This is a genomic window from Klebsiella sp. PL-2018 (assembly GCF_019048985.1).
In the GTDB taxonomy this organism is placed as follows: Bacteria; Pseudomonadota; Gammaproteobacteria; order Enterobacterales; family Enterobacteriaceae; genus Klebsiella; species Klebsiella michiganensis.
Map to the genome: position 1 here is coordinate 5705958 of NZ_CP077673.1, position 14644 is coordinate 5720601.

Sequence of the window (14644 nt, forward strand, 5' to 3'; positions counted from 1 at the left end):
ATGCAGGGCCGTCTGCTGGATGCGGTGCCGCTCAATTCCCTGACGGGCGTTGGCGCGGCCCAGAGCAGTAAGCTGGCAAAAATCGGCCTGCATACGGTACAGGATCTGCTTCTGCACCTGCCGCTGCGCTACGAAGACCGCACCCATCTGTATCACATCGGCGAACTGCTGCCCGGCGTTTACGCCACCGTTGAAGGCGAAGTCCTCAACTGCAACATCACTTTCGGCGGCCGCCGGATGATGACCTGCCAGATAAGCGACGGCTCCGGCATCCTCACTATGCGCTTTTTTAACTTCAGCGCGGCGATGAAAAATAGCCTGGCAACCGGGCGCCGCGTGCTGGCCTACGGTGAGGCGAAGCGCGGTAAGCACGGAGCGGAGATGATCCATCCGGAATATCGGGTTCAGGGCGACATGAGTACCCCTGATTTACAGGAAACGCTGACCCCGGTATATCCCACCACCGAAGGCATCAAGCAGGCTACGCTGCGTAAGCTCACCGACCAGGCGCTGGAGCTGCTTGAAACCTGCGCGATCGCCGAGCTGCTGCCGCCTGAGCTGGCGCAGGGGATGATGAGCCTGCCGGACGCCTTGCGCACGCTGCATCGTCCGCCGCCCACGTTACAGCTTAGCGAGCTGGAAAGCGGCAAACATCCGGCTCAGCGGCGCTTAATCCTGGAAGAGCTGCTGGCGCATAACCTCAGCATGCTGGCGCTGCGGGCAGGCGCCCAGCGCTACCACGCCCTCGCGCTCAGCGCTAACGACACGCTAAAAGATAAGCTGCTGGCCTCCCTCCCCTTTACGCCGACCGGCGCGCAGGCGCGCGTCACGGCTGAAATCGAACGCGATATGGCGCTGGACGTGCCGATGATGCGTCTGGTGCAGGGGGACGTGGGCTCCGGTAAAACCCTGGTCGCCGCGCTTGCCGCCCTGCGCGCCATCGCCCACGGCAAACAGGTAGCGCTGATGGCGCCGACCGAGCTGCTGGCTGAACAGCACGCCAATAACTTCCGCAGCTGGTTCGAACCGCTGGGCGTTGAGGTGGGCTGGCTGGCGGGCAAACAAAAAGGCAAAGCGCGCCTGGCGCAGCAGGAGGCTATCGCCAGCGGACAGGTACAGATGATTGTCGGCACCCACGCCATCTTTCAGGAGCAGGTCCAGTTTAACGGCCTCGCGTTGGTGATTATCGACGAGCAGCACCGTTTTGGCGTCCATCAGCGGCTGGCGCTGTGGGAGAAAGGGCAACAGCAGGGATTTCACCCGCACCAGCTGATTATGACCGCCACGCCGATTCCGCGCACCCTGGCGATGACCGCCTATGCCGACCTCGACACCTCGGTCATCGATGAACTGCCGCCGGGCCGAACGCCGGTTACGACGGTGGCCATTCCGGATACGCGACGCAGCGATATTATTGACCGCGTACGTCACGCCTGCACTCACGAAGGTCGCCAGGCCTACTGGGTTTGTACGCTGATTGAAGAGTCGGATCTGCTGGAAGCTCAGGCGGCGGAAGCCACCTGGGAAGAGCTGAAGCTCGCGCTGCCGGAGCTGAATATCGGCCTGGTGCACGGGCGTATGAAATCCGCCGAGAAGCAGGCGGTAATGAGCGCGTTCAAGCAGGGCGAGCTGCATCTGCTGGTCGCCACCACGGTGATTGAAGTCGGCGTGGACGTGCCCAACTCTAGCCTGATGATCATCGAAAACCCGGAGCGTCTGGGGCTGGCGCAGCTGCACCAGCTCCGAGGGCGCGTCGGGCGCGGTGCGGTAGCCTCCCACTGCGTGCTGCTCTATAAATCGCCGCTGTCAAAAACCGCCCAGAAGCGCCTGCAGGTTCTGCGCGATAGCAATGACGGTTTCGTCATCGCCCAAAAAGACCTGGAAATTCGCGGCCCCGGCGAGCTGCTCGGCACCCGTCAGACCGGCAACGCTGAATTTAAAGTCGCGGACTTATTGCGCGATCAGGCCATGATCCCGGAAGTTCAGCGCATCGCCCGCCATATTCACGAACGCTATCCCCAGCAGGCACAGGCGCTGATAGAGCGCTGGATGCCGGAAACCGAACGCTATTCCAACGCGTAGCGCGAACGTCATCTCGCCACGCTGCGCATAATTTTTATTCAGATGAGTGGATTATGAAACGAGAACTGGCCATCGAATTTTCGCGCGTCACCGAAGCCGCCGCGCTGGCAGGCTACAAATGGTTAGGCCGCGGTGATAAAAATACCGCCGACGGCGCCGCCGTCAACGCCATGCGCATTATGCTCAACCTGATCAACATCGACGGCACTATCGTGATTGGCGAAGGCGAAATCGACGAAGCGCCGATGCTGTACATTGGCGAGCGCGTCGGTACCGGCCACGGCGATGCGGTAGATATCGCCGTCGATCCCATTGAAGGCACCCGCATGACGGCGATGGGCCAGGCGAACGCGCTGGCGGTCATGGCGGTAGGCGATAAGGGCTGTTTCCTGAATGCGCCAGATATGTACATGGAAAAGCTGATTGTCGGCCCGGGAGCGAAGGGCACCATCGATCTGAACCTGCCGCTGGCGGAGAACCTGCATAACATCGCCCGCGCGCTGAATAAGCCGCTGAGTGAATTAACGGTCACCATCTTAGCCAAGCCGCGCCATGACGACGTCATTGTTGAGCTGCAAAAGCTGGGCGTGCGCGTGTTCGCCATCCCCGACGGCGACGTTGCCGCCTCTATTCTGACCTGCATGCCGGACAGCGAAGTTGACGTCATGTACGGTATCGGCGGCGCGCCGGAAGGCGTCGTTTCCGCTGCGGTGATCCGCGCGCTGGACGGCGATATGAACGGCCGTCTGCTGGCGCGTCACCACGTGAAGGGCGACAGCGAAGAGAACCGCCGCATCGGCGAAAACGAGCTGGCACGCTGTCAGGCGATGGGCATTGAAGCAGGCAAAGTGCTGCGCCTGGACGATATGGCGCGCAGCGACAACGTGGTTTTCTCGGCAACCGGCATCACCAAGGGCGATCTGCTGGACGGTATCACCCGTAAAGGCAATATGGCCACCACCGAAACCCTGCTGATCCGCGGTAAATCCCGCACTATCCGCCGTATTCAATCGATTCATTATCTCGATCGCAAAGACCCGGATATTCAGCTGCACATCCTGTAAAAACATTTGATCAATAGAGCTTTCCAGCCTTTTCGGGCTGGAAATCTGCTCTCGTCGCGGTGAAGATACGTTAACAGGATTGAGAGGAGAGTCGCTATGGCAAACTGGGTTACGGGCAAAGTGGTAAAAGTACAGAACTGGACTGATGCACTGTTTAGCCTCACCGTTCACGCGCCGGTTGCGCCCTTCACCGCTGGGCAGTTTGCCAAACTGGGGCTGGACGTAGACGGAGAACGCGTGCAGCGCGCCTATTCCTACGTCAACGCCCCCAGCAACCCCGATCTTGAGTTCTATCTGGTGACGGTTCCGGAGGGCAAGCTCAGCCCGCGGCTGGCGGCTCTGAAGCCGGGCGATGAAGTCCAGGTGGTCAGCGAAGCCGCCGGTTTCTTCGTGCTGGAAGAGGTGCCGGATTGCGACACCCTATGGATGCTCGCCACCGGCACGGCGATTGGCCCGTACCTGTCAATTCTGGAAGAAGGGAAGGACCTGGATCGCTTTAAAAACCTGGTACTGGTGCACGCCGCGCGCTATGCCGCCGACCTCAGCTATCTGCCGCAGATGCAGGCGCTGGAAGCGCGCTATGCGGGCAAACTGCGCATCCAGTCGGTCGTGAGCCGGGAAACCGCGCCGGGCATGCTCACGGGACGTATCCCGTTCCTGATTGAAACCGGCGCGCTGGAAGAGGCCGTCGGCCTGCCGATGAACGCCGAGAGCAGCCACGTCATGCTGTGCGGTAACCCGCAGATGGTGCGCGACACCCAGCAGCTGCTGAAAGAGACCCGGCAGATGAGCAAGCACCTGCGTCGCCGGCCGGGTCATATGACCGCCGAACACTACTGGTAATCAGGATTCCGCTTTCCAGCGCACGTCCAGCGTCTCTTTACCAAACTTATTCGCGCCCTGGGTACCGACAAACGCGCCCAGGTCGATCAGCATCATGACGATAATCAACGTCGGTATAAACCGCCCGACGCCCCACTGCCAGACCCCAGGCAGCATCGACCAGTTGCCCGCCAGCAGCATCCACGCCAGAATCATCAGCAGCGCCCAGAGCCCGGATTTACCCCGATCGTGCAGGCGTTTAATGGTCACCGCCGCCGTCGGCCACAGCAGGCACACCAGAATAAAAGCCGCCGTCTGTAAATTGAGAAGGTTACTACCGGCCAGCGTGAACAGCGCGCTCATGGTCATTATCCAGATAGCGATCCAGATCCAGAAGTCGCGACGTCCAATCCGCCCTTTAATTGAGAATAGCCACTGCTGTAGGGTCATGTTTTATTCCTTATCATCATCACCGACGTAGTTTACCCTGAAGGCGTGACTTTTTGACAAGCGTGACGGTTCTCGTTTTAATCGTCAGCAGATAAAAAAAGGGAAGATGGGCATGAAGAAGTGGGCAACCTTATGTTTAATTGGGCTGGCGGCATTATCCGTCGGCCAAAAAGCGTTGTCCGCCGAGTCAGACGCCAGCGCTACGGCGCCCTATCTTCTCTCCGGCGCGCCGGCCTTTGATATTTCCATCAGCGAGTTTCGGGAAAAATTCAACAACGATAACCCGAAGCTATCGCTCAATGAATTTCGCGCCGTCGCCGCCAGCAAAGACCAGGCAAACCTGACCCGCGCCGCCACGAAGATCAATGAGAACCTTTACGCGTCGACCGCGCTTGAACGCGGCACGCTCAAAATTAAATCGATGCAGATCACCTGGCTACCGATTCAGGGGCCGCAGCAGAAAGCGGCGAAAGCGAGAGCCCAGGAGTATATGAGCGCCGTGATGCGCGCGTTCGTACCCACGCTCAGCCTGACGCAAAGCCAGCAGAAGCTGCAGAAACTGCTGACCGCCGGAAAAGGCAAACGTTACTTCTCCGAAACGGAAGGTGCTGTGCGCTATGTGGTGGCGGACAACGGCGAAAAGGGGCTGACCTTCGCTGTTGAACCGATTAAGCTGGCGCTATCTGAAACGCTGGAAAACAACAATAAATGACAAAAAGCAAAGCCTTTCCAGTGATGAATCTCTATACTGTTTCACAGACCATGCTGCCCGCGGGGGCGGCTATATTCCTTAATTCGCTTTAAAGCGTGGAGAATAAAAATGCGACATCCTTTAGTGATGGGTAACTGGAAACTGAACGGCAGCCGCCACATGGTAAACGAACTGGTCGCGAACCTGCGTACCGAACTGGCTGGCGTAACCGGCTGTGCAGTTGCCATTGCTCCGCCTGAGATGTACATCGACCTGGCTAAACAAGCCGCTGCGGGCAGCCACATTCACCTGGGCGCGCAGAACGTTGACCTGAACCTGTCCGGCGCGTTCACTGGCGAAACCTCTGCCGAAATGCTGAAAGACATCGGCGCTGAATACATCATCATCGGCCACTCCGAGCGCCGTACCTACCACAAAGAGTCCGACGAGTTTATCGCCAGGAAATTCGCGGTACTGAAAGAGCAGGGTCTGATCCCGGTTCTGTGCATCGGTGAAACCGAAGCGGAAAACGAAGCGGGCAAAACGGAAGAAGTGTGCGCGCGTCAGATCGACGCCGTTCTGAAAACCCAGGGCGCGGCGGCGTTCGAAGGCGCAGTTATCGCTTATGAACCCGTATGGGCGATCGGTACCGGCAAATCCGCTACCCCGGCTCAGGCTCAGGCTGTACACAAATTCATTCGCGACCACATCGCTAAAGCTGATGCGAAAGTGGCTGAACAAGTGATCATCCAGTACGGCGGTTCCGTTAACGCGGGCAACGCAGCAGAGCTGTTCACCCAGCCGGACATCGACGGCGCGCTGGTTGGCGGCGCATCCCTGAAAGCTGACGCTTTCGCGGTGATCGTTAAAGCAGCAGAAGCCGCGAAAAAAGCGTAATTCGCTTTAAGGCCTTTCCCCGGTCGCACTTTGCAACCGGGGTTATCGCCCGGTTGCCCGGCCAGGTTCCGGGAAAATCACCGAGCGGTGCAGCCTACAGTTTCCCCAACGCCTGATACCACAGGTAGTCCAGCGGCAGCAGAATCAAATAGCTTACCGCCGCCAGCGCAATACACAGCAGCATTCCCGCCCTTGCAGGCACTTTCCCCAGCCCCATTGCCACCACAATCGGTGATGCCTGATACGGCAGCAGCGGCGTGGAGTATCCCAGCACCTGAATCATAATCACGCTCAGCAGCGGGAAGCCGGTCGCATCGGAGAAGCTCTGCGCGAAGGTGGTATACAGCGCCGGTACGCCGTTAGCGGTCATGATAAAGTTCAGCGCGCTGGTAATGCCGGTCAATGCGAGAAAGCTGGTGAACGGACTCTCTTTATCCAGCGGCATAATCTGCAGCAGGGCATTCCCCACCACGCCGCCGATACCGGTTTGCGTCACGGTGATAGCCAGCCCTAAAATCCCGGCGACGTAAATACAGGTGCGGATATTCACGCCGCTGGAAAACTCCTCGCCGCTGATAAAACCGACCCGCGGCAGCAGCGTTATCACCGCCGCCGCCAGCCCCGTCCAGGCCGGCCCCACGCCGTGCCAGCTCTCCGTCACCCAGAGCGTCAGCACCACCACCAGCAGCCACGCCAGGCGCTTCTCATCGCGGCTCATCGGCGGCAGCGGCGTCATGTCGCGCGGCGGGTGCGGTTTTCCGGGAAATAGCCAGCATATCAAGGCGATCAGCACAGCCCCTTTGAGCCAGCCGAGCACCGGCGTATGCAGCAGTAAATAGGGAAGATAATTCAAATGGATACCATACGATCCCTCCGCCGCGCCGCTCATCACCAGATTCGGGACGTTGGCGGGCAGGATGGTGGCAGACAGCTGGAAGGTCCCGAACCCCACTGCCAGTGCCAGGCCAAACCACGGGCGCGTCCCCTCTTCAATGCCGGCACGCCTGGCCATTGCCGCCACAATCGGCATCAGCAGCGCGATACGCCCCATATTGGACGGCATCACAAACGCCAGCGCATAGCTGAGCAGCACCACGCTGCCGACCATCAGCGGCCAGGAGTCGGTCAGCCGCGACGAGAGCGACCGGGCCGCCCTGTCCGCCAGCCCGGTTTTGCGTATGGCGATCCCCAGCACAAATCCGCTGAACACCAGCCAGAACGCCGATGAGGCAAAGCCGCCGAAAATGACCTCCGGCGGCGCGATTTTGGCGATCATCGCTGCGGCAAAAAACAGCAGCGCAGTCATAAACTCCGGCAGTAGCGAAGTCGCCCAGAGGAGAATAGTGATGCCGACGATGATAGAAGGAAGGAACAGAGGGTGGGACAACCAGAGCGACATACCTGTCTCCTGTCGATTTTTTCAGCAAGAATACGACGGACGATAAGACAGGTAAACGCCAGATATGGTGGGGTTATTGCAGGATTGCGCAGCTGTGATCCTGAATCTCTTCCGCCGATGCGCGATTAAGCGTTAGCAGGTTACGCTCGGTCGCCAGCAGCACCAGTGAGCCATCGCTCTGCTTTGCCATCGCCAGCGCAAAACGGCCCATATGTTCACGCGCTTCCGGCACCTCTTCGGCCAGCATCAGGAACGGGCTGCGCTGCGCCAGCTCCGTTTCAGTGACCCGACGCGCCAGATATTCGTGGCCCAGTAGTCCACCGGGCAGCAGCAACCAGCGGCTGCTGATAGCGGGTGCGTCCTTGTCCAGCTGGGTACGGACATCGGGACGCAGGCAGGAGATATGGATATGGAAATGATTTTGCGTGCGTCCGCTGCGCGAGTTGATGGTCAAGGAGACCGCGTCATCCGATACGGCGGAACCACGATGCTGGCTCATGATTTCGCGCCCCTGCCAGGCCTGCCAGAAGAAGTTCGGCGTCAGGGGATTAAGCAGCAGCGGACTTTCGGTGCCGTTAATACGGTAAGTCGGCATCAGCAGATACTGCAGCGGGCCATTGCGGTCTTTAAACAGCACATAGCCGCCCTTGAGGTTCACTTCCGCACAGGGCGCGGGATTCTGGTGCTGCTGTTGATTGGGGACGCACTGTTGCAGAACAATTTTGCGCAACGCATCAGGGTTGCCGGAATGAAGCCAGTAGTAGCCGCCGGCTATCGCCGCCACAACGACCACCAGCAGCGCTAATAAAAGGTATCGTACTCTTCGCATTATTTTTTCCTGTCTCAGCCAGAAACGGAAGAGTAACGCAGTTTGATGACCAAATGAAAACAGGAAGAGGTTCGGTGTGTTTTCCCGGAGGCGGCGCTACCAGACTTCTCAGCCCCGGGTCGCGGCTTACGCCTGTCCGGGCGACAAGAGTTGTATCCCCGCTAAGCGCAGCGCAAGCGGGGATAAGGGGAGGCTATTTAACGCTGGTTGATCTGGTCGAAGGTGCCGCCGTTGGAAAAGTGCTCTTTCTGCGCTTTCGTCCAGCCGCCAAACACGTCATCGATGGTGAACAGCTTCAGTTTCGGGAACTCATTCGCGTATTTTTTCGCTATCTCAGGATCGCGCGGACGATAGAAGTTCTTCGCCGCAATCTCCTGGCCTTCCGGCGAGTAGAGGTACTTCAGATACGCTTCCGCCACCTGGCGAGTGCCCTTCTTGTCGACCACTTTATCCACCACGGAAACCGTCGGCTCGGCGAGAATCGATTCGCTCGGGGTCACGATCTCAAATTTGTCTTTACCCAGTTCGTTGGTCGCCAGCAGGGCTTCGTTTTCCCAGGCAATCAGCACATCGCCGATCCCACGTTCCACGAAGGTGTTGGTCGCGCCACGGGCGCCGGAATCCAGTACTTCGACGTTCTTAAACAGCGCTTTTACGAACTCTTGCGCCTTCGCCTGATCGCCATTGTTCTGGTGCAGGGCATAGCCCCATGCCGCCAGATAGTTCCAGCGCGCGCCGCCGGAGCTTTTCGGGTTCGGGGTAATCACCGACACGCCCGGTTTAATCAGGTCGTTCCAGTCGTGAATCTGCTTCGGGTTGCCTTTGCGTACGAGGAACACGATGGTTGAGGTATACGGCGCGGAGTTATCCGGCAGACGCTTCAGCCAGTTTTTGTCGATTCGGCCACGCTCGGCAATCGCATCGACGTCATAGGCCAGCGCAAGGGTCACCACGTCGGCTTCAATGCCGTTGATCACCGAGGTCGCCTGTTTGCCGGAGCCGCCGTGGGACTGACGAATCACCACGTTGTCGCCGGTTTCTTGTTTCCAGTGCGCGCTAAAGGCTTTGTTGTACTGTTCGTACAGCTCGCGCGTTGGATCGTAAGAAACGTTTAATAGTTGAATGTCTTTTGCCAGAACGCTGGCGGATGCCAGCAACAGAGTTAACCCCACGCCCCACTTATTCATCGCACCGCTCTCTTTATGTAGTGTTGTGATGGATTAAGCGTGCCAGAAAGCGGACTGATGATTAAAGAATAAAAAAAGATTGGCTATAACTTGTGAGTATATAGAGCGGGGGAGAGTTTGCCCCCTCCCGAACGGGAGGGGGCGGGAAGCATCAGACTTCTTCCATGCGGCCCAGCAGCGCCTGCAGACGATCCTGCCAGCCCTGCTGCTGTTCTTTCAGCTGACCGTTTTCACGCTCAAGCTCTTCACGGCTGTGCTGCGCGCTCTGTACTTCCTGCGCCAGCGTGTTGTTCTTCTCTTTCAGCTCTTCGATTTCCATCTGTAACAGAGTGATGGTATCAATCGCCTGCTGAACTTTAGATTCTAATTTCTCAAACACTTCTAATGACATCGTCATACCTCTCCTGAACTTGCAAGGCGTTGATAGAAACCGTCCGTTTCGTATACGCGTTGACGCCTTAACGAAAATTAGCGCACTACAGTGGTGATGTAGTCGATTGTATGAAGCCCCGCCTCCCCTGTCCAGCGACAACCCGCGTAGATTGCGGTTTGCAACACTTTTCAGCCTTTACCTGGTCCGTTCGCCGCTTTTACCCGGTACTTTTTCGTAATTGTTAATCAACACGTAAAAAAATGTGCGGTGAAACGCTCCCGCAAAAGGCCGAACACGCGTTTATGGCGCGAAAACGCTCATTTTCTTGACGTGGTACACACATTTGAATTTCGATATTTCTCGTTTTTGTTCGTTAACGATAAATTAACACTATGCCTACATGGCAGCGTGGTCGCCTGCGACCTTCACACATACAATAATCATCACTACGCTTCAGGATTCGATTATGAGCCAAACATCAACACTAAAAGGCCAGTGCATCGCAGAGTTCCTCGGTACCGGGTTGTTGATCTTTTTCGGCGTTGGGTGCGTCGCTGCGCTTAAGGTCGCGGGAGCCAGCTTCGGTCAGTGGGAAATCAGCATCATCTGGGGTCTGGGCGTCGCCATGGCGATTTACCTGACCGCAGGGGTTTCCGGTGCGCACCTTAACCCGGCGGTCACCATCGCGCTGTGGCTGTTCGCCTGCTTTGACGGTCGTAAAGTTGTTCCATTTATCGTTGCGCAATTCGCTGGCGCCTTTTGCGCTGCGGCTTTAGTTTACGGGCTTTATTACAATCTTTTCTTCGATTTCGAACATACCCACAATATGGTGCGCGGTAGCGTCGAAAGTCTCGAGCTGGCAGGCATTTTCTCCACCTATCCGAATCCGCATATCAATTTTGTGCAGGCCTTCGCGGTAGAAATGGTGATTACCGCTATCCTGATGGGCGTCATTCTGGCGCTGACCGACGATGGTAACGGCGTGCCGCGTGGCCCGCTGGCGCCGCTGCTGATTGGTCTGCTGATCGCCGTCATCGGCGCATCCATGGGCCCGCTGACCGGCTTCGCCATGAACCCGGCGCGTGATATCGGACCGAAAGCCTTCGCCTGGCTGGCAGGCTGGGGCAACGTCGCCTTCACCGGCGGCAAAGATATTCCTTATTTCCTGGTGCCGCTGTGTGCGCCAATCGTCGGTGCTGCGCTGGGCGCATTCTGCTACCGCAAGCTGATTGGCCGCCACCTGCCTTGCGACACCTGCGTCGTCGAAGAGAAAGAAGCCGCATCCCCCTCTACGACGCAACACAAAGCTTCGCTGTAATCTGACTACGGGACTCATACTATGACCGACAAAAAATATATCGTAGCGCTCGACCAGGGCACCACCAGCTCCCGCGCCGTGGTAATGGATCACGATGCCAATATCGTCAGCGTTTCTCAGCGAGAATTCGAACAAATTTATCCGCGTCCAGGCTGGGTTGAACACGACCCGATGGAGATCTGGGCATCGCAAAGCTCTACGCTGGTCGAAGTGCTGGCAAAAGCCGATATCAGCTCCGATGAAATCGCGGCGATCGGCATCACCAACCAGCGTGAAACCGCCATCGTGTGGGAGCGCGAAACCGGGAAGCCGATTTATAACGCCATCGTCTGGCAGTGCCGCCGTACCGCCGAGATCTGCGAACAGCTCAAGCGCGACGGCATGGAAGAGTACATCCGCAAGGCCACCGGCCTGGTGGTTGACCCCTACTTCTCCGGCACCAAAGTGAAGTGGATCCTCGACCACGTCGAAGGCGCGCGCGAACGCGCTAAACGCGGCGAGCTGCTGTTCGGTACCGTAGACACCTGGCTTATCTGGAAAATGACCCAGGGACGCGTTCACGTAACCGACTACACTAACGCCTCGCGTACCATGCTGTTTAATATCCACGAGTTGGACTGGGACGACAAAATGCTCGATGCGCTGGATATCCCGCGCGCCATGCTGCCGGAAGTGCGCAAGTCGTCCGAAGTGTACGGCCAGACCAACATCGGCGGTAAAGGCGGGACGCGTATTCCGATCGCCGGTATCGCCGGCGACCAGCAGGCTGCGCTGTTCGGCCAGCTGTGCGTGAAAGAGGGGATGGCGAAAAACACCTACGGTACCGGCTGCTTTATGCTGATGAATACCGGCGAGAAAGCGGTGACGTCAACGCACGGCCTGCTGACGACTATCGCCTGCGGCCCGCGCGGTGAGGTGAACTATGCGCTGGAAGGCGCGGTGTTTATGGCGGGCGCCTCTATTCAGTGGCTGCGCGATGAGATGAAGCTGATTAGCGACGCGTTCGATTCCGAATATTTCGCCACCAAAGTGAAGGATACCAACGGCGTGTACGTCGTTCCGGCGTTTACCGGCCTCGGCGCCCCGTACTGGGACCCGTATGCCCGCGGCGCGATCTTCGGCCTGACCCGCGGCGTGAACTCCAACCATATTATTCGCGCCACCCTGGAGTCGATTGCCTATCAGACGCGCGACGTGCTGGAAGCGATGCAGGCTGACTCCGGGATCCGTCTGCACGCCCTGCGCGTTGACGGCGGCGCGGTCGCCAACAACTTCCTGATGCAGTTCCAGTCCGATATTCTCGGCACCCGCGTGGAACGCCCGGAAGTCCGCGAAGTCACCGCGCTGGGCGCAGCCTATCTGGCCGGTCTGGCGGTCGGTTTCTGGCAAAACCTGGATGAACTGCAGGAGAAAGCGGTCATCGAACGCGAGTTCCGTCCGGGGATTGAAACCACCGAGCGTAACTATCGCTACAGCGGCTGGAAGAAAGCGGTAAAACGCGCGCTGGCGTGGGAAGAGCACGACGAAGCGTAAGATGGGGGAAGTATTCCCGGCTGGCGGCGTAAACGCCTTAGCCGGGCTACCGCCCGCAGACCGCACAACCCCGTAGCCCGGCTAAGCGCAGCACGAGCCGGGGAGAAACCGCGTCGATATATGAATCCCGGGGTATCCCCGGGTTGCGGCGTAAACGCCTTACCCGGGCTACACAGCCCGCAGACCGCACAACCCCGTAGCCCGGCTAAGCGCAGCGCGAGCCGGGGGGAAACCGCGTCGATGTATAAATCCCGGAGTATCCCCGGGTTGCGGCGTAAACGCCTTACCCGGGCTACCGCCCGCAGACCGCACAACCCCGTAGCCCGGCTAAGCGCAGCGCGAGCCGGGGGGAAACCGCGTCGATGTATAAATCCCGGAGTATCCCCGGGTTGCGGCGTAAACGCCTTACCCGGGCTACCGCCCGCAGACCACAACCCCGTAGCCCGGCTAAGCGCAGCGCGAGCCGGGGGGAAACCGCGTCGATATATATATCCCGGGGTATCCCCGGGTTGCGGCGTAAACGCCTTACCCGGGCTACCGCCCGCAGACTGCACACCCCGTAGCCCGGCTAAGCGCAGCGCGAGCCGGGGGGCAACCGCGTCGATGTATAAATCCCGGGGTATCCCCGGGTTGCGGCGTAAACGCCTTAGCCGGGCTACACAGCCCGCAGACCGCACAACCCTGTAGCGCATCGCCTCCGGTTTTTTATCAGCCAAATACCGGCAGCAGCAGATAGAGCTTAATCACCAGCGCGTTAACGATATCGATAAAGAACGCGCCCACCATCGGCACCACCAGAAACGCCATGTGCGACGGACCGAAACGGTCGGTAATCGCCTGCATGTTGGCAATCGCCGTCGGCGTCGCGCCGAGGCCGAAACCACAGTGGCCGGCTGCCAGCACCGCGGCATCGTAGTTTTTTCCCATCATCCGGTAGGTCACAAACACCGCATACAGCGCCATAGCCACTGCCTGAACCGCCAGAATAATAATCATCGGCAGCGCCAGCGACGCCAGCTCCCACAGCTTCAGGCTCATCAGGGCCATCGCCAGGAACAGCGACAGACTGACGTTACCCAGCACCGACACCGCGCGGTCGAACACGCGGTACAGGCCCAGCGCCGACAGGCTATTGCTCAGGATCACGCCGATAAACAGCACGCAAACGAAGGTGGGCAGTTCAAATACGGTTCCCGCCAGCAGTTGCGCAACGATCTTCCCTACCGTCAAACAGATGGCGATCAGCGCGATGCTCTCAATCAGCACCAGCGATGTGATCATGCGCCCCATATCCGGCTTTTCAAACGCGGTCGGCGCGAGCTGATCGTCCGGCGTACCGTCCGGGGAGGAAGAGTGCTTAACCAGATAGCGCGCCACCGGTCCGCCGATCAGGCCGCCCAGGACGAGGCCGAAGGTTGCGCAAGCCATGGCCACTTCGGTAGCGTTGGCAAAGCCATAGCGTTCAACAAACAATTTACTCCACGCCGCGCCGGTACCGTGGCCGCCGGAAAGGGTAATCGAACCGGCCAGCAGCCCCATCAGCGGGTCGAGGCCAAGCAGCTTCGCCATGCCGATTCCGAGCGCGTTTTGCAGCAGCAGCAGCCCCACCACCACAATCAGGAACGTCCCCAGCACTTTGCCGCCGGAGCGCAGGCTGGCGAGGTTGGCGTTCAGGCCGATAGTGGCAAAGAAAGCCAGCATCAGCGGATCTTTGAGGCTCATATCGAAATCGATTTCGATATCCATGCTTTTCTTTAATACCAGCAGCGCCAGCGCGACCAGCAGGCCGCCCGCAACGGGTTCAGGAATGGTGTATTTCTTCAGGAAAGGGACGGTTTGAACGAGTTTTCTACCCAGTAGCAACACGAGTGTTGCGGCAACGAGCGTCGATAAGGTATCGAGATGAAACATAAAAAAGAGCTCCTTATAGGCGCATGATCCATTCACACGCGACGGTATTCCCGGTGTCGATTGCTTCTCATCATGAGTAATCGGGAAG

General features: G+C 58.6%; 13 protein-coding genes. 7 read left to right on the plus strand and 6 right to left on the minus strand.

Going from position 1 to position 14644, the window contains the following annotated elements; translation table 11 throughout:
- The 3 genes from recG to fpr all read left to right on the plus strand — a co-directional run bounded on the left by recG (position 1) and on the right by fpr (position 3989).
- Positions 1-2082, plus strand: a complete 2082-nt coding sequence (recG, locus tag MKleb_RS26930) for an ATP-dependent DNA helicase RecG (RefSeq protein WP_025107825.1) — start codon at positions 1-3, stop codon at positions 2080-2082.
- Between the two features lie 53 nt (positions 2083-2135).
- A complete protein-coding gene (glpX, locus tag MKleb_RS26935) occupies positions 2136-3146 on the plus strand; it encodes a class II fructose-bisphosphatase (RefSeq protein ID WP_014227259.1) in 1011 nt (336 codons plus the stop codon).
- 96 nt (positions 3147-3242) lie between these two features.
- Positions 3243-3989 (plus strand): ferredoxin--NADP(+) reductase, encoded by a 747-nt coding sequence (gene fpr / locus MKleb_RS26940; protein ID WP_014227260.1) that lies wholly within the window; start codon positions 3243-3245, stop codon positions 3987-3989.
- On the opposite strand, the gene MKleb_RS26945 is transcribed toward fpr, so the two are convergent.
- The gene (locus MKleb_RS26945) at positions 3990-4418 is read right to left on the minus strand and encodes a DUF805 domain-containing protein (RefSeq protein WP_004126694.1); all 429 of its coding nucleotides are present in this window, start codon (positions 4416-4418) and stop codon (positions 3990-3992) included.
- A 112-nt stretch (positions 4419-4530) separates the two neighbouring features.
- Here MKleb_RS26945 and MKleb_RS26950 point away from each other — a divergent pair, with 112 nt between their 5' ends.
- Positions 4531-5130, plus strand: coding sequence for a DUF1454 family protein (locus MKleb_RS26950; protein WP_004855520.1), 600 nt, complete (start codon positions 4531-4533; stop codon positions 5128-5130).
- Positions 5131-5238: 108 nt separating this feature from the next.
- Positions 5239-6006 carry a triose-phosphate isomerase gene (tpiA, locus tag MKleb_RS26955; RefSeq protein ID WP_004855521.1) on the plus strand — a complete coding sequence of 256 codons (768 nt, stop codon included), beginning with the start codon at positions 5239-5241 and terminating at the stop codon, positions 6004-6006.
- 94 nt (positions 6007-6100) lie between these two features.
- Here tpiA and MKleb_RS26960 read toward each other — a convergent pair whose 3' ends face one another.
- The 4 genes from MKleb_RS26960 to zapB form a co-directional block, all read right to left on the minus strand.
- Complete coding sequence (locus MKleb_RS26960) at positions 6101-7405, minus strand: SLC13 family permease (RefSeq protein ID WP_014227261.1); 1305 nt, start codon at positions 7403-7405, stop codon at positions 6101-6103.
- A 73-nt stretch (positions 7406-7478) separates the two neighbouring features.
- Complete coding sequence (locus tag MKleb_RS26965; protein ID WP_025107827.1) at positions 7479-8234, minus strand: CDP-diacylglycerol diphosphatase; 756 nt, start codon at positions 8232-8234, stop codon at positions 7479-7481.
- A 197-nt stretch (positions 8235-8431) separates the two neighbouring features.
- Positions 8432-9421: a sulfate ABC transporter substrate-binding protein gene (locus MKleb_RS26970; protein WP_004126718.1), complete on the minus strand. Its 990-nt coding sequence runs from the start codon at positions 9419-9421 to the stop codon at positions 8432-8434.
- Between the two features lie 151 nt (positions 9422-9572).
- Positions 9573-9818, minus strand: a complete 246-nt coding sequence (gene zapB, locus MKleb_RS26975) for a septal ring assembly protein ZapB (RefSeq protein ID WP_009652751.1) — start codon at positions 9816-9818, stop codon at positions 9573-9575.
- Between the two features lie 442 nt (positions 9819-10260).
- Here zapB and MKleb_RS26980 point away from each other — a divergent pair, with 442 nt between their 5' ends.
- Positions 10261-11112 carry an MIP/aquaporin family protein gene (locus tag MKleb_RS26980; protein WP_004855525.1) on the plus strand — a complete coding sequence of 284 codons (852 nt, stop codon included), beginning with the start codon at positions 10261-10263 and terminating at the stop codon, positions 11110-11112.
- Between the two features lie 21 nt (positions 11113-11133).
- Positions 11134-12645 (plus strand): glycerol kinase GlpK, encoded by a 1512-nt coding sequence (glpK, locus tag MKleb_RS26985; protein ID WP_004126722.1) that lies wholly within the window; start codon positions 11134-11136, stop codon positions 12643-12645.
- Positions 12646-13353: 708 nt separating this feature from the next.
- On the opposite strand, the gene gltS is transcribed toward glpK, so the two are convergent.
- Entirely contained in the window at positions 13354-14556 is a 1203-nt protein-coding gene (gene gltS / locus MKleb_RS26990; protein WP_014227262.1) for a sodium/glutamate symporter, read from the minus strand.
- Positions 14557-14644: the final 88 nt, after the last annotated feature.